This window comes from Virgibacillus necropolis, from assembly GCF_002224365.1.
Lineage (GTDB): Bacteria > Bacillota > Bacilli > Bacillales > Amphibacillaceae > Virgibacillus_F > Virgibacillus_F necropolis.
This window is the reverse complement of the sequence record NZ_CP022437.1, coordinates 3,795,314-3,812,845: the sequence shown is the minus strand read 5'-3', so window position 1 is coordinate 3,812,845 and position 17,532 is coordinate 3,795,314. Positions and strand designations below refer to the sequence as shown.

26 protein-coding genes and 1 riboswitch are annotated in these 17,532 nt (G+C 36.4%); of the genes, 21 read left to right on the top strand and 5 right to left on the bottom strand.

Features of this window, described 5'->3' with window-relative positions:
* Positions 1 to 76: 76 nt before the first annotated feature.
* Positions 77 to 277, bottom strand: a complete 201-nt coding sequence (locus tag CFK40_RS18065) for a cold-shock protein (protein WP_089533783.1) — start codon at positions 275 to 277, stop codon at positions 77 to 79.
* A 273-nt stretch (positions 278 to 550) separates the two neighbouring features.
* Here CFK40_RS18065 and CFK40_RS18060 point away from each other — a divergent pair, with 273 nt between their 5' ends.
* The 9 genes from CFK40_RS18060 to CFK40_RS18020 all read left to right on the top strand — a co-directional run bounded on the left by CFK40_RS18060 (position 551) and on the right by CFK40_RS18020 (position 6,518).
* Positions 551 to 955 (top strand): HIT family protein, encoded by a 405-nt coding sequence (locus CFK40_RS18060; RefSeq protein ID WP_089533782.1) that lies wholly within the window; start codon positions 551 to 553, stop codon positions 953 to 955.
* 164 nt (positions 956 to 1,119) lie between these two features.
* The gene (locus CFK40_RS18055; RefSeq protein ID WP_089533781.1) at positions 1,120 to 1,494 is read left to right on the top strand and encodes a rhodanese-like domain-containing protein; all 375 of its coding nucleotides are present in this window, start codon (positions 1,120 to 1,122) and stop codon (positions 1,492 to 1,494) included.
* Positions 1,491 to 1,946: an SgcJ/EcaC family oxidoreductase gene (locus tag CFK40_RS18050; RefSeq protein WP_405196560.1), complete on the top strand. Its 456-nt coding sequence runs from the start codon at positions 1,491 to 1,493 to the stop codon at positions 1,944 to 1,946. The genes CFK40_RS18055 and CFK40_RS18050 overlap by 4 nt, the downstream gene beginning before the upstream one ends.
* A gap of 88 nt (positions 1,947 to 2,034) precedes the next feature.
* On the top strand, positions 2,035 to 2,418 hold the full coding sequence (gene mscL / locus CFK40_RS18045) for a large conductance mechanosensitive channel protein MscL (RefSeq protein ID WP_089533780.1): 384 nt from the start codon (positions 2,035 to 2,037) through the stop codon (positions 2,416 to 2,418).
* A gap of 76 nt (positions 2,419 to 2,494) precedes the next feature.
* Positions 2,495 to 2,605, top strand: a riboswitch (TPP riboswitch).
* A gap of 133 nt (positions 2,606 to 2,738) precedes the next feature.
* Entirely contained in the window at positions 2,739 to 3,740 is a 1,002-nt protein-coding gene (locus CFK40_RS18040) for an ABC transporter substrate-binding protein (protein ID WP_089533779.1), read from the top strand.
* A gap of 2 nt (positions 3,741 to 3,742) precedes the next feature.
* The gene (locus tag CFK40_RS18035; RefSeq protein WP_089533778.1) at positions 3,743 to 4,033 is read left to right on the top strand and encodes a thiamine-binding protein; all 291 of its coding nucleotides are present in this window, start codon (positions 3,743 to 3,745) and stop codon (positions 4,031 to 4,033) included.
* Entirely contained in the window at positions 4,033 to 4,791 is a 759-nt protein-coding gene (locus CFK40_RS18030) for an ABC transporter permease (protein ID WP_089533777.1), read from the top strand. Before CFK40_RS18035 ends, CFK40_RS18030 begins: the two co-directional genes overlap by 1 nt.
* Before the next feature lies 1 nt (position 4,792).
* Complete coding sequence (locus CFK40_RS18025; RefSeq protein WP_089533776.1) at positions 4,793 to 5,530, top strand: ABC transporter ATP-binding protein; 738 nt, start codon at positions 4,793 to 4,795, stop codon at positions 5,528 to 5,530.
* A 436-nt stretch (positions 5,531 to 5,966) separates the two neighbouring features.
* Positions 5,967 to 6,518 (top strand): SLOG family protein, encoded by a 552-nt coding sequence (locus CFK40_RS18020; protein ID WP_089533775.1) that lies wholly within the window; start codon positions 5,967 to 5,969, stop codon positions 6,516 to 6,518.
* Positions 6,519 to 6,525: 7 nt separating this feature from the next.
* Here CFK40_RS18020 and CFK40_RS18015 read toward each other — a convergent pair whose 3' ends face one another.
* Positions 6,526 to 6,936 carry a type II toxin-antitoxin system death-on-curing family toxin gene (locus tag CFK40_RS18015; RefSeq protein WP_089533774.1) on the bottom strand — a complete coding sequence of 137 codons (411 nt, stop codon included), beginning with the start codon at positions 6,934 to 6,936 and terminating at the stop codon, positions 6,526 to 6,528.
* Positions 6,933 to 7,184: an AbrB/MazE/SpoVT family DNA-binding domain-containing protein gene (locus CFK40_RS18010; protein ID WP_089533773.1), complete on the bottom strand. Its 252-nt coding sequence runs from the start codon at positions 7,182 to 7,184 to the stop codon at positions 6,933 to 6,935. Before CFK40_RS18010 ends, CFK40_RS18015 begins: the two co-directional genes overlap by 4 nt.
* 382 nt (positions 7,185 to 7,566) lie before the next feature.
* Between CFK40_RS18010 and CFK40_RS18005 the strand changes: the two genes are divergently transcribed.
* From CFK40_RS18005 to CFK40_RS17985, 6 genes are all read left to right on the top strand, one after another.
* Positions 7,567 to 8,358, top strand: coding sequence for an ABC transporter ATP-binding protein (locus tag CFK40_RS18005; RefSeq protein WP_089533772.1), 792 nt, complete (start codon positions 7,567 to 7,569; stop codon positions 8,356 to 8,358).
* Positions 8,355 to 10,106, top strand: a complete 1,752-nt coding sequence (locus tag CFK40_RS18000) for a putative ABC transporter permease subunit (protein ID WP_089533771.1) — start codon at positions 8,355 to 8,357, stop codon at positions 10,104 to 10,106. The genes CFK40_RS18005 and CFK40_RS18000 overlap by 4 nt, the downstream gene beginning before the upstream one ends.
* Before the next feature lie 438 nt (positions 10,107 to 10,544).
* Positions 10,545 to 10,718 carry a hypothetical protein gene (locus tag CFK40_RS21040; RefSeq protein WP_161493903.1) on the top strand — a complete coding sequence of 58 codons (174 nt, stop codon included), beginning with the start codon at positions 10,545 to 10,547 and terminating at the stop codon, positions 10,716 to 10,718.
* Between the two features lie 22 nt (positions 10,719 to 10,740).
* Complete coding sequence (locus tag CFK40_RS17995) at positions 10,741 to 10,968, top strand: hypothetical protein (RefSeq protein ID WP_089533770.1); 228 nt, start codon at positions 10,741 to 10,743, stop codon at positions 10,966 to 10,968.
* 117 nt (positions 10,969 to 11,085) lie between these two features.
* A complete protein-coding gene (locus CFK40_RS17990; RefSeq protein WP_089533769.1) occupies positions 11,086 to 11,472 on the top strand; it encodes a hypothetical protein in 387 nt (128 codons plus the stop codon).
* Between the two features lie 173 nt (positions 11,473 to 11,645).
* Positions 11,646 to 12,239 carry a Dph6-related ATP pyrophosphatase gene (locus tag CFK40_RS17985; RefSeq protein WP_089533768.1) on the top strand — a complete coding sequence of 198 codons (594 nt, stop codon included), beginning with the start codon at positions 11,646 to 11,648 and terminating at the stop codon, positions 12,237 to 12,239.
* A 32-nt stretch (positions 12,240 to 12,271) separates the two neighbouring features.
* On the opposite strand, the gene CFK40_RS17980 is transcribed toward CFK40_RS17985, so the two are convergent.
* Entirely contained in the window at positions 12,272 to 12,709 is a 438-nt protein-coding gene (locus CFK40_RS17980; RefSeq protein WP_089533767.1) for a DUF6376 family protein, read from the bottom strand.
* A 218-nt stretch (positions 12,710 to 12,927) separates the two neighbouring features.
* Between CFK40_RS17980 and CFK40_RS17975 the strand changes: the two genes are divergently transcribed.
* From CFK40_RS17975 to CFK40_RS17955, 6 genes are all read left to right on the top strand, one after another.
* Positions 12,928 to 13,320: a DnaJ family domain-containing protein gene (locus tag CFK40_RS17975; protein ID WP_089533766.1), complete on the top strand. Its 393-nt coding sequence runs from the start codon at positions 12,928 to 12,930 to the stop codon at positions 13,318 to 13,320.
* 175 nt (positions 13,321 to 13,495) lie between these two features.
* The gene (locus CFK40_RS21410) at positions 13,496 to 13,624 is read left to right on the top strand and encodes a VOC family protein (protein WP_227001822.1); all 129 of its coding nucleotides are present in this window, start codon (positions 13,496 to 13,498) and stop codon (positions 13,622 to 13,624) included.
* Positions 13,625 to 13,644: 20 nt separating this feature from the next.
* On the top strand, positions 13,645 to 14,049 hold the full coding sequence (locus tag CFK40_RS17970) for a VOC family protein (RefSeq protein WP_089533765.1): 405 nt from the start codon (positions 13,645 to 13,647) through the stop codon (positions 14,047 to 14,049).
* Positions 14,050 to 14,722: 673 nt separating this feature from the next.
* Positions 14,723 to 14,959: a hypothetical protein gene (locus tag CFK40_RS17965; RefSeq protein WP_089533764.1), complete on the top strand. Its 237-nt coding sequence runs from the start codon at positions 14,723 to 14,725 to the stop codon at positions 14,957 to 14,959.
* A gap of 25 nt (positions 14,960 to 14,984) precedes the next feature.
* The gene (locus CFK40_RS17960) at positions 14,985 to 15,467 is read left to right on the top strand and encodes a GNAT family N-acetyltransferase (RefSeq protein WP_227001821.1); all 483 of its coding nucleotides are present in this window, start codon (positions 14,985 to 14,987) and stop codon (positions 15,465 to 15,467) included.
* Positions 15,468 to 15,532: 65 nt separating this feature from the next.
* Positions 15,533 to 16,342, top strand: coding sequence for an AraC family transcriptional regulator (locus CFK40_RS17955; protein WP_089533763.1), 810 nt, complete (start codon positions 15,533 to 15,535; stop codon positions 16,340 to 16,342).
* Here the strand turns inward: CFK40_RS17955 and CFK40_RS17950 are convergent.
* Complete coding sequence (locus CFK40_RS17950) at positions 16,280 to 17,512, bottom strand: MFS transporter (protein WP_089533762.1); 1,233 nt, start codon at positions 17,510 to 17,512, stop codon at positions 16,280 to 16,282. The genes CFK40_RS17955 and CFK40_RS17950 overlap by 63 nt on opposite strands.
* Between the last annotated feature and the right edge of the window lie 20 nt (positions 17,513 to 17,532).

The window sequence follows — 17,532 nt, the reverse complement described above, 5'->3', positions numbered from 1 at the left end:
ATAAATATAGCCAAAAGTAAAACAAAAAAAACACTTCTCACAGAATGAGAAGTGTTTTTGTATAAGTTAAGGTTACTTACGCTTTGTTAACGTTAGTAGCTTGTGGTCCGCGGTTTCCTTCTTCAACTTCGAAAGTTACTGCTTGGCCTTCTTCTAAAGTTTTGAATCCTTCGCCTTGGATTGCTGAGAAGTGTACGAATACGTCGTCTCCGCCTTCAACTTCGATGAAACCGAAACCTTTGTCTGCGTTAAACCATTTTACTGTACCGTTATTCATTAAAAATTCCTCCATGTGCATATTGCACGTTATTACTATTCTTGCTCTTCATCATAATTCAAGACGAGAATCACTTAAAAGTTGGTTCTGCAATCCTTAATTTACTACCGAACAACAATAATTAACCTAAGTATAGCATGATTAATTTCAAACAGCAACTTTTTCTGGGAAAAAGTTTAAAAATTACATTCATTAGTTGTTTTCATATACTGAAATCCTTGATATGATAGTCTTTAATACGTATTTTTTAAATGAAAAAAAGGAGGGATTTCCATGAAAAGCGGTAAAAATTGTCCATTTTGTGTGTTAAATCAAGATGAAGAACAAAAAATTATTTTTGAAAACGAAACCTGTCGTTACATACAAAAAAAGAAAGAACAAACAATATTGGAAGGAAGCGGCCTGATCATACCCAAAAATCATGTGCAAACGGTTTTTGATTTATCTGAACAGGAATGGAAAGATACAAGAGATCTGATGCAAAAAGCTAAACGGCTTCTTGATGAAGCATATGCGCCTGATGGATACAGCGTTGGTTGGAATACTGGCGAGGTTGGGGGCCAATCGATTCCACATGCACATTTACATATTATTCCTAGGTTCACTGATGAGCCTTACGCTGGAAAAGGAATCCGACATTGGATAAAGCAACCTGAAAATAAGCGCCCTAAAAAGTGATAAACTGAAGTTAACCCTTGTTTATTCTCTGAAAAAAAGTTCAAGTAGTAAACAAGGAGGCCGAAATAAGGGTTGATATCCAGGAGCGAGTGTTGATATATTGGATTTAGTGTTGATATGGGGAAACGAATGTTAAACACGCACTATTAGGGAGTTGTTTTTAATTGGAAAATGTTTTAGTTATCGTTCTGGCGATCATCTTTTATTTATTGTTAAAAAGCATCATGCCAGTAATTGGTGTTAGACGTAAGAACCCATCTGAATTACGGGGGCATTTGAAGGATAAAGATAAACAATTTATCGATGTGCGTTCACCTGAAGCATATAAGCAAAATCATATACATGGTTTTGAAAATATTCCATTGAGTGAGTTATCCTCAAGTATTGAAAAGCTTGAGCGTAGTAATGAAATCGTACTTATTAGTGATAGCAAGAGGCAAATGAAAAAAGCAAGTGCAAAAATGAAGAGAAGAGGATTTCGATACGTTACAACTGTACAAGGTGGTCTTCAAAGTTGGAATGAGGGAGAAAACAAATGATCAATGCTGAAGAGTCAGAAGAAATTTATGTACTCTATCAACAATTAATAGATGCATGGAATAAGCGTGATGCAAATGGGATGGCTGAGCTCTTCACAAATGAAGGTGAACTGATTGGGTTTGATGGAAGTTTAACAAGTGGTAGTAATGAGGTTTTTTCCCATCTCAAACCAATTTTTGAAGAACATCCTACACCTCCGTTTGTGTATAAAATTAAAGGTATTCGAAAACTAGATTCGGATACAGGAATCGTACGGGCAATAGCTGGTATGGTTCCACCTGGAGGGAAAGAACTTGACCCTAGCCTCAATGCCCATCAAACGCTAGTAGCTGTTAAAAATAGAGGTAATTGGCAGATTGAACTTTTTCAAAACACCCCAGCACAATTTCATGGTAGACCAGAATTAGTTGAAAAAATGACAAATGAATTAAGGGATATAGCTAATTCATAAAAATGGACTTCCGCACATAGGAAGTCCATTTTTTTATACTAATTTCTATGAATCGTTATATATATAAACTAGGGTGGAGGTGACGTTCGTGTGGAAAGAATTCAAAGCATTTGCAGTTAAAGGAAACGTTCTTGATTTAGCAATTGCGGTTGTAGTGGGAGGAGCGTTTGGTAATATCGTCTCGTCTCTCGTCGATAACATTATCACGCCTCTAATTGGAATTTTGTTAGACGGTATTAATTTTTCGAATTTAATGTACAAGATCGGTAGCGCGGAAGTTACGTATGGTATCTTTATTCAATCGGTATTTGATTTTGTTATTATTTCTTTTACTATTTTTATATCTATCCGATTCTTAATGAAGATTCAACCTAAAGAAGACCCAGTTGAAGATAAGCCCCCAAAAGTTGATTCAAAAGAGGAACTCCTCATTGAAATACGTGATTTACTAAAAAACAAAAAAATTAAATAACCATTTATTATTCAACGAACTTCAGGGGTGACAGGCACCGCCCAAATCTGTTAACATAATTATGAAAACTAAATAATGAAAGTAGTGGGGGGACCAGTGCATGCTGGTTGAGATTGTATCCGTTAGATACTGACCCTTGGAACCTGATCTGGTTGAAACCAGCGTAGGGAACATGTTCAGACGATAATGATAATGTATTTTCGTATGCGCCCTAGGACCGTTCCTATGGCGTTTTTTATATGTCTTTTTATCATACATATTCCCAGTCGCTTGTTAACAACACGATCAATCCAATAAAATCAAAATAGGGAGAGTGGAACATGAAAAAGATATTGCTAGCACTAAGCTGTGTCCTTGTTCTTATTGCATGTAGTAAGGACGATGAAACCAGCACGACAACAAAGAATCAAGAATTACAGGAAGTATCGATTGTCCTTGATTGGACACCAAATACCAATCACACAGGAATTTATGTCGCACAAGAAAAAGGATTTTTTGCTGATCAAGGTTTAAATGTGGAAATTGTTATGCCTGGAGAAGTAGGCGCAAACCAATTGGTTGCCTCGGGTAAGGCCGATTTCGGTGTTAGTTATCAAGAGGGAGTCACCCAGGCCCGTGTGCAAGGTGTACCAATTGTATCTATTGCCGCTGTCATTCAGCATAATACTTCAGGATTCGCATCACCAAAAGAAAAGGGAATCAATTCATTAAAGGATTTTGAAGGAAAAACATATGGAGGGTACGGTGCTCCTGTTGAAAAAGCGATACTTTCTTCTTTAATGAAAAAAGAAAATGCGGATATTGATAAAGTAGATATTGTTAATATGGGAAACACCGATTTTTTCACAGCGGTAAAGCGTGATATCGATTTTGCTTGGATTTATTATGGATGGACTGGAATAGAGGCAGAACTTCGGGATGTCGAATTAAACATGCTTTATTTAACAGACCACTCTGAGAAGTTGGATTACTATACGCCAGTACTTGCAACAAATGAAAAAATGATTGAAGAAAACCCGAAAACTGTGAAGAAGTTTATAGCAGCAGTTTCAAAAGGATATGGATTTGCAATAGACCAACCAGATAAGGCAGCGGAAATATTAATTGAAGCGGTTCCAGAAATAGATGCGGAATTAGTAAAAGCAAGTCAAAAATGGTTATCACCAAAATATCAAGCAGATGCAGAGCAATGGGGAGTACAAAAGCTTGAGGTTTGGGAGAATTATGGGGGCTGGATGTATGAACATGATCTACTAGAAAAAGAGTTAAATAGTAAAGCAGCATTCACAAATGAATTTTTACCTAAAAAAGAGGAGGAATAAGTATGAGCAATTCACTAGTAAGCATTCAAATTATACCAAAGACAAAAAACGGGGAGGATGTTATTCCATACGTAGATGCAGCGATCGCTGTCATAGAAGAATCGGCTGTGAAATATGAAGTTCATCCACTTGAAACAACCATGGAGGGAGACTTGTCAGAGCTACTAGTGGTCATTGAAAAAATGAATGAAAAGATGGTTGAACTTGGGAGCGAAAGCATCATTTCACAGGTGAAAGTTTTCTATAAACCTAGTGGTGCATCTATGAATGAGCTAACGAAGAAGTACCGCTAATGAATACTATGATGCAAAAAGGATGGAGACCTGCATTTGTTCTCCTCCTTCTATTTATACTATGGGAGCTGTCTAGTAAACTATTCGAAATACCTGCCTGGCTCCTTCCAGCACCATCGCAAATTTGGCAGGTTGGTATTGATGAGTGGCAGGGCTATCAGCACCATCTAGTAGCAACGATAACATTAACATTGGTTGGATTTTCAATTGGAAGTCTAGTTGGAATTGTTGTTGCAAGCTGTCTGCATCTACTTCCATTGGTTAGAGAGGCATGTTATCCATTAATAATTTTATCGCAAAATATTCCTATCATTGTACTGGCACCATTACTTGTTATTTGGTTTGGTTTTGGGATGCTACCAAAGATTATCATTATTACACTAGTTTGCTTTTTTCCTATTGTCGTAGCGGCATTAGATGGATTCAGGCAAACAGATCGTGATTTAAAGCATTATATGAAAATGGCGGGTGGAACAAGAAGCCAAATTTTTCGTAAACTCGAATGGCCACATGCGATGCCGTCTGTTTTTTCTGGATTAAAAATATCCGCCACCTATAGTGTGATGGGGGCAGTAATTGCTGAGTGGCTTGGTGCCAGTGAAGGAATAGGTGTGTATATGACTTTAGCATCTTCTTCGTTCCGAACTGATCGGGTATTCGTCGCGATATTTTTGATTATGATGTTGAGTCTATTATTTTTTGCCTGTATTAATCTTTTAGAGAAGAAGTTAATCAAATGGAAACCAGAGGGGAGTTAGTATGGGAAAACTTTTAGTAAACAAGCTATCCAAATCATTTGGAAATAAATCTGTTCTGGATAAAGTAACTTTTACGGTGAATGAAGGGGAGTTTGTTTCTATACTTGGCCCCTCTGGAAGTGGGAAAAGTACATTATTTCATTTGATTGGTGGTATCAGTATTCCTGACTCAGGTGAAATCTATTTGGATGAAAACCAAATCAATGGGAAAAGAGGATCAATTGGTTATACACCACAAGCTCCTTCACTATTACCGTGGAGAACAATCCTTCAAAATGTTTTACTCGGTGCAGAACTTAGTGGCGAGAAAAATGAGGAGGAGGCATTGAAGATGATTAAGCGTGCTGGATTGAAAGGCTATGAAAAAGCCTATCCTCATGAACTTTCAGGTGGAATGAGGCAACGTGTCGCATTCATACGTAGCTTATTAAGTCCGCAATCATTGATTTGCTTAGATGAACCATTTTCAGCCTTGGATGAATTTACCCGTTTAGATATGCAAAAATGGTTGTTATCCATTTGGGAAGATTATAAGCAATCGATTCTTTTTGTCACGCATAACATTGAAGAAGCGATTTATTTATCAGACCGCATTATTGTCTTGTCAGCTAATCCTGCAACCGTCAAAAAAGAATTTAGCATACCATTCAAGCGGCCAAGAGATGAAGATTTATTTTTAACAGAAGAATTTTTGCAATGGAAAAAAGCAATATATCAACAACTAAGTAATCTCGGTTAAAAAAATCACAAAAATGTATTGCCTTTTTCTCCCTTTGGATTTAAACTATAAAACGTTGTGAATTTGGATAGCAAGGGGGCCTGCAACATGAAGGGTAAAGGTAATGAAATGGTTAGAAAAAATTTCACAGATATGCTGTGGTATATACCCCTTATTGTTTTTGTTGTTGGGGTTATTGTAATGAATGTTAATTAAATACTTCTAAGATAGAAGGTCAACGTCTTTTAAAAGGTGTTGCCCTTTTTTACATTAAGGAAAGTATATAAGTTTTAAGGAAACGCTGGTATAAGAAAAACATCGCCATTAAGGACGAGGCAAATGACGAGTATTTTCTAAAATTTATCATCTTTTTATCAGGTGTGATAGGATTTGAAGGAGGGTGGTTTAATTTTTGTGTTTTTAGTGGTCCTTGTAGTTTAAAAGGGAGGTGCACATGATGAAAGTTCTAACAGTAACAGGCTATAAATCAATGGAATTAGGTATATTTAAAGTGGAAGACCCTAAAATTTCGTTCATCAAGGCAGCAATCAAAAAAAGATTGATAACACTTATTGAAGAAGGCCTGGAATGGATACTAATATCAGGTCAAATGGGTGTCGAATTGTGGACTGGGGAAATAGTTTTGGATTTACAAGAAACGTATGATGTGAAACTTGGTATCATTCCACCATTTGAAAATCAAGAAAATCGTTGGCCCGAGCCAATTCAACAATCATATCAGGCACTTGTTATGGCAGCTGATTTTCATCAACCGCTTTATAAAGGAGAATATAAGGGTGGTTTTCAATTTAAAGCAAAGAATGATTGGTTTGTTGAAAAAAGTGATGGGTGTCTAATCCTATTAGATGACGAAAACCCAGGCAGTAATCGATTTTTTTATGAAAAAGCAAAAAATGCAAGGAATTATCCCATATATTTAATCACTCCGGCCGATTTGGATGATGCAGTAGAAGAACAACGGATGGCGGATCCTGATTATTGGAGCTGAGCATATGTTAGCCTTCAATAATATGCTCTCTAATCAACGAAACTATTTGCTGAAAGCTATAAGCATGATTTACTATATCTACCAAAAAGTCTTGTTCCTTTTCCACATCCATTATCCATTTATAGTTATTTAACTTTAGAAATATAATAAGTGAGGCAAGGGCTGTTCGCTTGTTAGCATTAAAAAAGGTATGGTTCATTGATAATGATTCTACTAGCGCAGCTGCCTTTTCATAAACTGTTGGATATGCATCATCACCAAAAATAGTTTGTTTAGGTCTGTTTAGCGCCGAATCTAACAAACCTGGTTCCTTTACACCGACTTGTTCTTTGGGGGAATAAATATTAATTTGTAATGTATTAATTGCTATAACTTGATTAGTTGTTAAATAGATGATTGATTCATTGGATTTTTTCATTTATCGACCAACCCCTTGAAAGCCACATCATGCTCCTTTATAACATCATTTAATACATCCATGAAATCATTGTCGACACCTTCTGGAAGCCTAACTTCCTCTTTTTTATACAACACAATTTTTCCATCTTTTAATTCTAAGCGAACATTGTCTCCATAAGAAATTCCGGCTTCCTTCAAAAGTTCCAATGGAAAAGTAATACCATAACTGTTTCCAATCTTTGTGACCTTTCGTTCCAAGTTATCCATTTAACTCACCTTTTTCATGTAATATTGTTATAACGATTATAACGTTGTTTTGATAATAAAACAATAAGCATAACGATCATTTGATAAGTTACATTATCCTTCATTTGTTAGGGGGTAGCTTAAATCCACAATCAAGCATCCAAATTTCACATTTCAGAGAAGCCCGCTCCTAAGCCTGATCAACAATCTCACCATATAAATTCCTTTAAACCGTCCTCCTGTTCTTACTTATAGCAGTATATTTATGAATAAGAAGGACTGTGTAGCTAAGAAATGGATCCCATTGAAAAGAGGCTAAAGTCATTGATCATTCGACTGGTGACAGGCAAGGTGAAAAACGATACAATAAAGAATATATAGAAAATTTAGAGGGGGAATAAAGGTGAGTGTACCATCGATTAAATTAACAGAATTAACGAAGTCATACGGGAAACAGGAAGCAGTACATAGCATCAATTTAAATGTTAATAAGGGAGAACTTTTCGGATTTCTTGGTCCGAATGGCGCGGGAAAAACGACAACAATAAAAATGATGACAGGGCTATTGGAACCTACTAAAGGAAAAGTGGAGATAGGTGGAAGTGATATATGGAAAGATCCAATCAATGCGAAAAAAATGGTTGCCTATGTTCCAGATCAACCGAATCTTTATCCGAAACTAACGGGATGGGACTACCTTCATTTTGTTGCATCCATTTTCAAATTAGAAAAGAAAGAATACATAAACAAGGCAGAAGAGTTGCTCGATATTTTCACCTTAACGGATCGTGCAGATGATTTGATAGAAAGCTACTCACATGGAATGAAGCAAAAGATAGCAATATGCGGAGCGCTTGTACATAATCCTGATGTGCTGTTTCTAGATGAACCAACCGTGGGGTTAGACCCTAAAAGTGCTCGTAATTTAAAAAAACTTCTACGTGAATTATGTGATAAAGGAATGACTGTTTTTATAACCACACATATTCTTGAAATCGCTGAACAATTATGTGACCGCATCGGAATTATTTTAGATGGCTCAATCATAGCCCTTGGTTCAATGGATGAATTGAAAAAACAAGAAGGAAGTGCTAATCGGAGTTTAGAAGACATATTCTTAGAATTGACGGGTACCGAGGATCAACAAGCACTAATTTCCGAGATTTCAAAGGTTGAGCAAGGTGATTTTAAATGATGAAAGTATTATTGCGAAATCAGCTAAAAATGTTCATTAATACGATAAAAACGCAATCAAACAAAAATTACATTGGTTATGCAATATCGACAATCCTTTTAGGAGTGGTAATATATTTTATGTCTAAAGGGATTTGGAGCATTAGCCAATCTATACCCAAGCCAATTCTTGAAGGTATCATTTCCTATGGCTTTATAGCTGTCATTGGGTTTATTTTACTAGTTGGCTTACCGCAAGTATTTAAGCATTTATACGCGGCAACAGATTTACAAATGTTATTCACCATGCCAATACCTACACGAAACATCTTCTGGGTGAAGTACATTCAAAGCTTTATTGGAACTCCACTTGGTCTCTTTTTAGTATTTGTGATTCCATTAGTTGTTTATGGAATTGCTGTCAGCGCAAATATTCTTTTTTATCCTGTATTAATTTTGGTCACTCTATCGTTTGTAATTATAGGTCTTTCGATGGCTTATTTACTAAACCTGGTCCTTATTCAATTAATACCAGGAAACCGTGCAAATGAATTCATGACAATTATGAGCGCGCTTTCAGGATTAATTGTGTATTTACTTTTTGTATTTCCAAACATCACGAGTGACCAATCAATGACAGAAAGATTGATGAGTGGTTTACCATTAATGCCAGAATGGGTTCCGATGAGCTGGGGAAGCTCTGCCATCATGGAATCTGCAACTGGATCAAGTCAATTTTTATTACCTTTAGTATTAGTTTTATTACTTGCAGGTGTTAGCGTGGTCATTGCAACCTCACTCGTGGAAAAAGGCTTTCGAACGGGCTGGATCAGATTAAGTGAAGGCACCGGTAAGAAGTCAAAGAAACGCAGCAAGAAAAGCAAGATCAAAACTTCTATTCATCATCCAGCAATTGCGATTGGAATCAAGGAATGGTTCGCAATAAAACGGGATATGCGTGAGTGGCTAGTTTTCATGCCACTTATCTTTTTTATCATCTTTCCGGTCTTTGGATTTTTAAGTAGTGGAGCAGATCTTAGTGATTTACAAGGACATAATGAAATTTCATGGCCAATCACCCAAGGGGTCTTGCTGTTTGTTTATGCAATTTTCAACGGAAGCATGGCAGCATCATCTGTTGCCCGTGAAGGTTCATCTATTTGGATATTACGTACACTACCAGTTTCTGGACGTGACATTGCAGTTGGAAAGCTTTGGATCAGCTGGTTATTGCCATTTATTTTACTAACTGTAATTGAATGTATAGTTGGTGTTTTCCTCGGCTTTACACTTGTACAATTTGCTATCGGCATCGTGTTAAAAGCAATTATCACAGTTGGGATTAGTTCAGTGGGTCTGTGGCTAGGAACAGTTGGGGCAAAATACAACTCTAAAAATCCACAAGCTCGACTAAAGATTGGAACTGCGATTATCTTAATGTTTTCGTCCTATATTTATTTAGCACTGACAGCGATTCCCTATATATTTCTAATTGTGCCGATTGATGCTGTTGGTGTGACTGCTGAAATGGGTAATACGAGTGGGTTCTTAGGATTTCTTGCAAATGTTGTCTTTACATTGCTGTCTTGGAAAGTAAGCTTTCCAATATTAACAGGAGTTATTGGGGTCATCGTTATGCTTATTCTATCGATAGGAATCGCGACAATATTTGTACGCTTAAGTGCTAATCGATTTGATAGGGGAGTCGTAATTGATATGGGTCATGGAAGTAATTCTAAACCTCTAAAGCCTGGGAGAAGTTTATATTAAAGGCTGTTATCGTATAGTTTGTTGCTCATACCGCCGAAGTTGATATAAAATGCGACGTAAGTGCCATGTTTTGTGCTTGAACAACCGTTCCGGAAATCCACTACGCTTTCCGCGGGCTCGCGATGAGCCTCCTCGCGAGCAAAAACCGCTCACTGCGGGGTCTCATCGTCTTCGCTTTCCCGCAGGAGTCTATGTGGATTTCCTTCACTAGGGTTGAGCTCCTCCTAAAATTCATAACATTCATCTCTTCACTCTTCAGTGATTGGAACGGAGGCAGTCGACTCCTGCGGGAGGCTCACCAGCCGCCCGCGGAAAGCGACTGCCCGCAGCGGAAATCACGTTGCTGTTACGTCGCAGTTTATATTTTTTGTGTCAAAAACAACAATCTTTAAGAAGACAGCCATATTAAAAAATAGACTAAGAGAGAGGAGGAATCAGATGGAAGTAGCATTTTCGCTTGCGCCAATCATACTTTACTTACTATTCATGGGAGTTGCGGTGTTTGTTTTATATCTTATCATCCAAGCTGCAGTGAGAAATGGCATTAACTCATCGATTGTCGGAAAATGGGTGAGGGAAAAGAAGGATGCAGATTTAAATGACGAGAATTAGGTAGGGAGGGGGAAATGAAATAGTGAAAAAGTTCGGGTTGATAGTTTTGGTAATGGTTATAGAAGCTGTTGCCTTGTGGGTAGTATCGCTTGTATTTACTTGGAATGTGATGGATGTTTTGTTTTTAGGAAGTTTAGGGATTTTTGGTATGGTGTGGTTGGTTCTGTTAGCGTTGAATCAATCAAATAACGCATTTAATCATTTAATATTGCTGAAAAAGGTTGGACTGGTCAAGATGCTGGTGGAGTAAAACAGTTTCATGTTACCTTTTCACCGGTAATGATTGGTATGGTAGTGTTTATTATTATTAGTTTGATAGCTACAGTGATCTATTACGCTGAATATTTTTAATGGAAAGGGTGTTAAAATGAGTATTGAAGCATTCACAATTTTTCATGATCAGTTTTTACAGGAATGGAAGAAAACCATGGAAACAGGTGATACTACGTTTGTAGAAAGAATGGCTCCTGATTACTATGTTGCGTTTTTTACTGAAAACACAAAGCTCACTTATTTTAATCGGTCTGAGGCTATTGAAGGGTTAAGAGATTCTGTTGAAAATTCAATCGGTCGGTTCACCAAGAAATTTGAAAACCGTGTAATACGAATGAAAGCTGCTGACTTAGCAATCGTATTTTATGAACAAGTACTTACGGAAAATGATCAAGAAAAAGCTAGGTTATTTAGCATTGAGAACTGGAAAACTATCAATGGTGAGTGGTTATTAACGAGAGAAGTTGAGGAACGAATCTAGTAACTTAAGGAACACGTATATTTGTACAACATACTTAGGTCAAATTAATCAAGTTTATCCAAGGTTAAGGGTTGATGATGTTCAACTAAATGAAATAGGTCAAAATAATGAGGTGTTAATGCTTTTGAGAGGGAATGGAAGCATACATATAAAACAGTTAGAGGTGATTAGTAATGACTAAACAAGTAGTATTATCATTCAGTGGTGGAAAAGATAGTTGTCTTGCTTTGTACAAACTACAACAACAAAATAGTAAGGTTTCTTGTTTGATCACGACAATTTGGAAGCAAAGTCAGGAAACGGTTGCACATGATGAAAAACGCGAAAAGATAGCTGAGCAAGCTGATAATATAGGTATTCCTGTACATTTTATGGAAACGGATTTTGAAACATATACCGAGGATTTTGTTACTAACCTAGAAGAATTAAAAGGTCAATATAATATCGATAGTATTGCCTTTGGTGATATTTATTTAGATGGACACCGTGAATGGGGAGAACAAGTAGCGGAACATGCTGGATTAGAGGCGTTATATCCACTATGGACCAAACAAGCAAGTGTAATAGACTTGCTTCAAGAAGTTATTGATGTAGGTTTTAAGGCAAAGATAATTAAAGTTGATAAAACAAAGCTTCCTGAAGAATGGGTAGGCCGAAGCTTGGATGAATCATTCATCCATGATATCCAGCAAAAAGATGTATGTCCGATGGGTGAATCAGGGGAATATCATACAGCTGTTTATGATGGTCCAATATTTAAGAATTAGAAATGCCACTTCTATAAAGAAGTGGCATTGAATCATAGTCCTAATTGTTCAATTTGATCTAGTAGACCTGTGATGTCAGCAATCGTTTGATAGAGTTCCGATTGTTGAAGTTGATCGATTGCGACTTCACCATTTTGTAAAACTTGATTGACTGCTTCTTCAAGTTGTTGATTTTTAGCTTTTAATTCTTGATGAATGTCCTCTGCGAGTGCAGGTACTTCAATACCATTGTATTCTTGAATATTTTCCTTTAGTGATGTTAATTGTGATTCTAATTCAGCCTTGGCTTCCGAGTTGTTAGCTGCTTCGCTAACAAGTGAGGAAGTATCTTCTGCAAATGTGCTTAATTCATTTATATATTCTGTAGACTCATTGACATAGTTTAAGGAGTTATTTGCCTCCTCTAAGAAAGAACAACCACTAAGCGACAACAAAGTAGTGACAAGTAATAGACTGATAAATTTTTTCATCAGATTCCCCTTTCATACTTCCTGATCAAGTATATCATTAAACGTAAAAAAATACCTTATACGCCTTTTAATTTCTGAAACTTTGAAAAGGCAGTCTCCCTGTTTTTTATAACTAAAATTTTATCATTGAATTGCAGGATTTAAACCATGAAAAGTGGAATGAATATGTTAAGGGGTGTTATGAATTCTTTTGTTCATTAGATTGGGGATGATTTGTGTTGGGTGAGGATAAGAAACCTAAAGAGGACCGGGATCAGGAGAATGCGGATATAGAATACAAAGAAGAATACACCGATTATATGACTGAAATTATTAGAAAAGCCGAACGGGAAGGTCACTTTGATGATTTACCAGGTAAAGGGAAGCCGCTTAAGTTAGAAAAAAATTATTATAATCCTGCTGATAAGCAACTTTATCGGACACTAGCTGATAATCATATACTACCACGATGGGTACAACTTGGTAATGAAATCGATTTGCTAAAAGAAGAAATCGTTCATTTGGACGGAAAAGAAAAGCATAAGAAAATTAAAGAAGTCAATAAAAAGATAAAAGAATACAATTATGCATGTCCATCATTTTTGCAAAAAAATAAGATGAGTGAATCGTAGAAGCTTATTGACAGAAGGCAGGAAATTAAAGTGAACTTCGATGAATTCGGGGTATTTTTATTTGTTGAACGGTATGACGAATGTGTGAATTTTTAGAAATAAGTTTTAAAGCTAGAGGTAAGAAATGCAAAAGAGGTTCTTGTGACGTTTACGCTTCAGTGTGGATATCTAATGGATGAAAAGGACACAAGGTGATACGATTCTTGATGAACAGTTAGCTTTTGATTGGGGCAATATTGCAGTCTTTTTAGACCCAGATGGTAATCGTATCGAACTTAACGAAACGAGTGTCTCACACCAATAAATTAAGAAAGGAAATGCAATATGGAATTTAGTGACTTTGAAACAGCACAAATTAGAATAGCTAGACCTACGGATAGATTTGAACAAATAATTGAGTTTTATGAGCAAGGTCTTGGGTTAACCCGTCTGACAGAGTTCACAGGTCACCGTGGATATACTGGCGTTATTTATGGTCTGCCTGGTGCTTCCTACCACTTGGAATTCACGAAACATGTTGACGGCAGCCCGTGTCCCGTACCTTCAGAAGATAATTTGTTGGTTTTGTACATACCTAACAAAAATGAAATAGATCAGATATATACCAGATTAAAAAACATGGGTCATGAACAGGTAGAACCTGAAAATCATTATTGGAAAGAGAAGGGGATTACCGTTGAGGACCCAGATGGGTGGAGGATTGTCCTTATGAATACGAGTGGAATTTAATATTGACATCTAGAAATTACGTGTAAGTGAAAACCTCCGTATGGTGCAGTAATCTTTCAAAATAATGTATATTCCAATAACTTGTTAGAGAAAATAGGTTTCAAAAAAAAGCATCCTGCGCGAGGCCACTGAAAAAATGGTGGATTTTAAAAATTTAACTTTATCCCATGATGCATTTGTTTTTTCTATGTTTCGAACAGAATGGATGTAACATGTTTAATATTTCATAGAAAAGGAAAGATACAAGTAAGATGAAATATTATACAAGCCATTGTATGTAATGGAGGAGATATCCATGGGAAAATTGATAAGAAGATTGATTAAATATGGTCCAATGATTTATCCGTTAATTAAAAAATTTCGTGATAAACGTAAAAATAGAACAGTAAATTAAAAGTAGAAAAGTGCCGTACTAGTTTAAAATGAACTAGTGCGGTATTTTTTGTTCACTCTAAAATACTGATAAAACCCAGAAAGTTGCTGATGAAACCAGAAAAGTTGCTGATGAAAAACCACTTGTCAATAAAACCCGTCGTTACATTCCAACATAAATCATTCCGCAATCCCCTATTTTTTTGATATGATAGATGAGGATTAATAATTCAAAATTCTCATTTGATGCAGTTAACCGGTCACAATTTTACGAGCTAAACATTAGAACATAAAGAGGTGCATGATAATTAAAAAGTATACGAAAGCAGGCAATATCATTTTTTACATAGGATTACTTGTATTTGTCTTCGGATTAAGTATGAATGAGGATATTGGATGGAAAAAATATTATCCAGAACATTATACTTCTTATTCCTTGCCAATTATGTTAGCTGGTGTAGCGATTGTGATTGTTACAAACTTTTTCAGGAAAAAGAAAAAGCAAGATACTACTTCCGAAAATGGAAAAGAAAAGTGATGCTAGTTAGGGGATTGGTGAAGTTATGCATTTAGAAAAAACGAATATGACTGAAGATCGTGCTGTGGAGATTCTAAATTGGAAATATGAAAAGCCTTATGACCTATATAACAACGAAATAAGTACTGAAGAAATTGATGAAATGCTAGGAAATCCCCATTTTGTAGTTGTTGATCAGGACGCGGAAATAGTTGGTTATTACTGTACTGGTAAATCTGCACAAGTTCCCGCTGGTAACAAAATCAATGCTTATGAAAATGAGAACATCGATATCGGCGTTGGAATGAAGCCTAATTTAACAGGTAAGGGTTTTGGCACGAGATTCTTTTCATTTATTAGTAAAGACATTGAAAGAATGCACCCTAATACCCCTATGCGTTTAACAGTGGCTACATTCAATAAAAGGGCCATTAGACTATATCAAAAATTCGGATTTGTGGAACAAAAAAAATTCCAAACGGATGCCGCGGAATTTATTACGATGGTTAAGAAGGCCACAGAAATATAGCTGGAAAAGATTATATTTCACTAAGGTATCGGAGAGAAATATAATCGCAGGGAGGAACTTTTACTATGATTCTAGACCACCAAAACGGTATACTCCTCATGCGAAATGACCATTTAGGTGAACGAAGCTTTAGAAGTGATGATTGCTATAAATTAATTTTTTCTCCATACGGGAAGGGAGAATTTCAAACAAAGCGGAGTGACATATCTATTAATTCAGGTGAATTTCTGATTGTCAATCCACATGAGGAACATAAACAGCTACAAATTACAAAAGAAAAATTTCTAGTAGAACTCAATCAAAATTTTTTAAAGAATGTTGCTAGCGAATTAAACATGCCAATTAAGGATCCAGAATTTGTATTGCTTTCCTATAAACATCCCCAAATTACAAAATGGGTTATTTTTATGCGTGAGTTTATGACATTCAATGACAATGCTTCAGTAGAAATGAAGCAGTTATTTATCGAGAACGCTCTTACACAGTTGGCGATATTGATGCTTCAATATGGGCCAGGCTCCCATTTAAATGAACTGCCAATTTTTCAGGCAGCAAATGAGCTCCAAAAGGTAATAGATGCGTTAAGAGAAAGCTATGAGGAAGACTGGACCCTTGACGAAATGGCAGTACTATCTGGTTTGAATAAATATCAGTTTGCGCATTTATTTAAAAAGACAACAGGATTATCGCCCTATTCTTGGCTGCAAATGTATCGATTGATAAAAAGTCACTATCTTTTAACACATACAACTACAACAATTCTCGATATAGCCTTACAAGTTGGATTCAAAAACGTTGGCGCATATAACAACTTATTCAGGCGGGTTTACGGGAAAACTCCTAGCCTTTTTCGGAGTTCTTATCAAAAAGAGTAACCCAATCAAGCTTGCTAAAACGATTAACAACCCACTACCGACCATTAACCCTTGGATTGGAATCACAAGTGCTAATAAACCAAAAATGGCCAGGGATAAAGTGTTAGCTAGGTATAATAAAACGGCATTTGAGCTAAACGCTCGACCAAGCTTACTCTCTGGAACAAGTGATTGGATAAGGTACACCCGTACAAGACTTGAAATGGGGAGGCCAACTCCTACTAAGACTGCACCAATAAAAAAGTGTCCAATTTCATAAAGAATTCCATAATAGAGTATGCCAATACCCCAGACCCCAGCGCCAATTAGATAGATTATTACATTCAATTTTTTAACGAAAAATGGAACACAAAGGTTGGTTACTATGACTGTTACACCAAAAAAGCCTTGTAAAATACTGTAGATTTCTTTGCTTTTACTAGTCATATCAGTTAATGCTAGTAAAAGTCCCACCTCCCAAACCCACGTATTGAAAAAAACAACCATGAACGTAAGCAGGAATAAATAGTTGAGCGTACCTTGACCTTTTAACCATGTAAAGAACTCTGCTATAGCTAGAAAAACATGTTTAATAGACTTGTTAAACTGCGGCTTTTGTTCCGTGAAATGCACTTTAGAAAGACAGAAGACACTAACTACATATGTTAAGGCATCCAGTAAAAAGAAATAAATAACCCCATATGACAAAAGCCAGATGGAAATTACTGGACTGAGGATGGTCACTCCACGACTTACCGTGTCATTTAGGCTGTTGACCATGTTTCTTTCTGCGATACTTGTTATCTGAGGTAAGACGGCCCTGTGAGCAGGATTGAAAAAACACCCAATACTTTGAATCAAAAAACTTACTATTAGCAAATACACATAGCTTATCACATCAAAATGATGGAATACCACAACGGAAAAAACTAATGGAATACGTAAACAGTCAAGAAATAGTAGTAGTTTTTTTCTTGGCAACCAGTCAGCGATTACTCCACCAACTAAACCGAAAATTAGATATGGTGCAGTTTCTGCAATAGCCATACCGGTAGTGTACACAGCTGATTCTGTTAAGTCATAAGCAAGAAACAGAAAAGCCATACCTGATAATACATCTCCCAAACGCGAAACCCCGCCACCAATTAAATAAAACCGTATGTTTTTATCATTCCAAATTGATTTGTACATAATTTTCACCTCTAGAACAA

Coding starts and splice junctions, on each gene's coding strand:
- CFK40_RS17990 (WP_089533769.1), top strand. CDS start 11,086: ATGAGTATTGAAGCATTCACAATTTTTCATGATCAGTTTTTACAGGAA.
- CFK40_RS17965 (WP_089533764.1), top strand. CDS start 14,723: ATGATAATTAAAAAGTATACGAAAGCAGGCAATATCATTTTTTACATA.
- CFK40_RS18025 (WP_089533776.1), top strand. CDS start 4,793: ATGGGAAAACTTTTAGTAAACAAGCTATCCAAATCATTTGGAAATAAA.
- CFK40_RS18060 (WP_089533782.1), top strand. CDS start 551: ATGAAAAGCGGTAAAAATTGTCCATTTTGTGTGTTAAATCAAGATGAA.
- CFK40_RS18040 (WP_089533779.1), top strand. CDS start 2,739: ATGAAAAAGATATTGCTAGCACTAAGCTGTGTCCTTGTTCTTATTGCA.
- CFK40_RS17960 (WP_227001821.1), top strand. CDS start 14,985: ATGCATTTAGAAAAAACGAATATGACTGAAGATCGTGCTGTGGAGATT.
- CFK40_RS18030 (WP_089533777.1), top strand. CDS start 4,033: ATGAATACTATGATGCAAAAAGGATGGAGACCTGCATTTGTTCTCCTC.
- CFK40_RS17955 (WP_089533763.1), top strand. CDS start 15,533: ATGATTCTAGACCACCAAAACGGTATACTCCTCATGCGAAATGACCAT.
- CFK40_RS17950 (WP_089533762.1), bottom strand. CDS start 17,512: ATGTACAAATCAATTTGGAATGATAAAAACATACGGTTTTATTTAATT.
- CFK40_RS18015 (WP_089533774.1), bottom strand. CDS start 6,936: ATGAAAAAATCCAATGAATCAATCATCTATTTAACAACTAATCAAGTT.
- CFK40_RS17970 (WP_089533765.1), top strand. CDS start 13,645: ATGGAATTTAGTGACTTTGAAACAGCACAAATTAGAATAGCTAGACCT.
- CFK40_RS21040 (WP_161493903.1), top strand. CDS start 10,545: ATGGAAGTAGCATTTTCGCTTGCGCCAATCATACTTTACTTACTATTC.
- CFK40_RS17985 (WP_089533768.1), top strand. CDS start 11,646: ATGACTAAACAAGTAGTATTATCATTCAGTGGTGGAAAAGATAGTTGT.
- CFK40_RS18000 (WP_089533771.1), top strand. CDS start 8,355: ATGATGAAAGTATTATTGCGAAATCAGCTAAAAATGTTCATTAATACG.
- CFK40_RS18035 (WP_089533778.1), top strand. CDS start 3,743: ATGAGCAATTCACTAGTAAGCATTCAAATTATACCAAAGACAAAAAAC.
- CFK40_RS18065 (WP_089533783.1), bottom strand. CDS start 277: ATGAATAACGGTACAGTAAAATGGTTTAACGCAGACAAAGGTTTCGGT.
- CFK40_RS18020 (WP_089533775.1), top strand. CDS start 5,967: ATGAAAGTTCTAACAGTAACAGGCTATAAATCAATGGAATTAGGTATA.
- CFK40_RS18050 (WP_405196560.1), top strand. CDS start 1,491: ATGATCAATGCTGAAGAGTCAGAAGAAATTTATGTACTCTATCAACAA.
- CFK40_RS18010 (WP_089533773.1), bottom strand. CDS start 7,184: ATGGATAACTTGGAACGAAAGGTCACAAAGATTGGAAACAGTTATGGT.
- CFK40_RS17980 (WP_089533767.1), bottom strand. CDS start 12,709: ATGAAAAAATTTATCAGTCTATTACTTGTCACTACTTTGTTGTCGCTT.
- CFK40_RS21410 (WP_227001822.1), top strand. CDS start 13,496: ATGAAAAGGACACAAGGTGATACGATTCTTGATGAACAGTTAGCTTTT.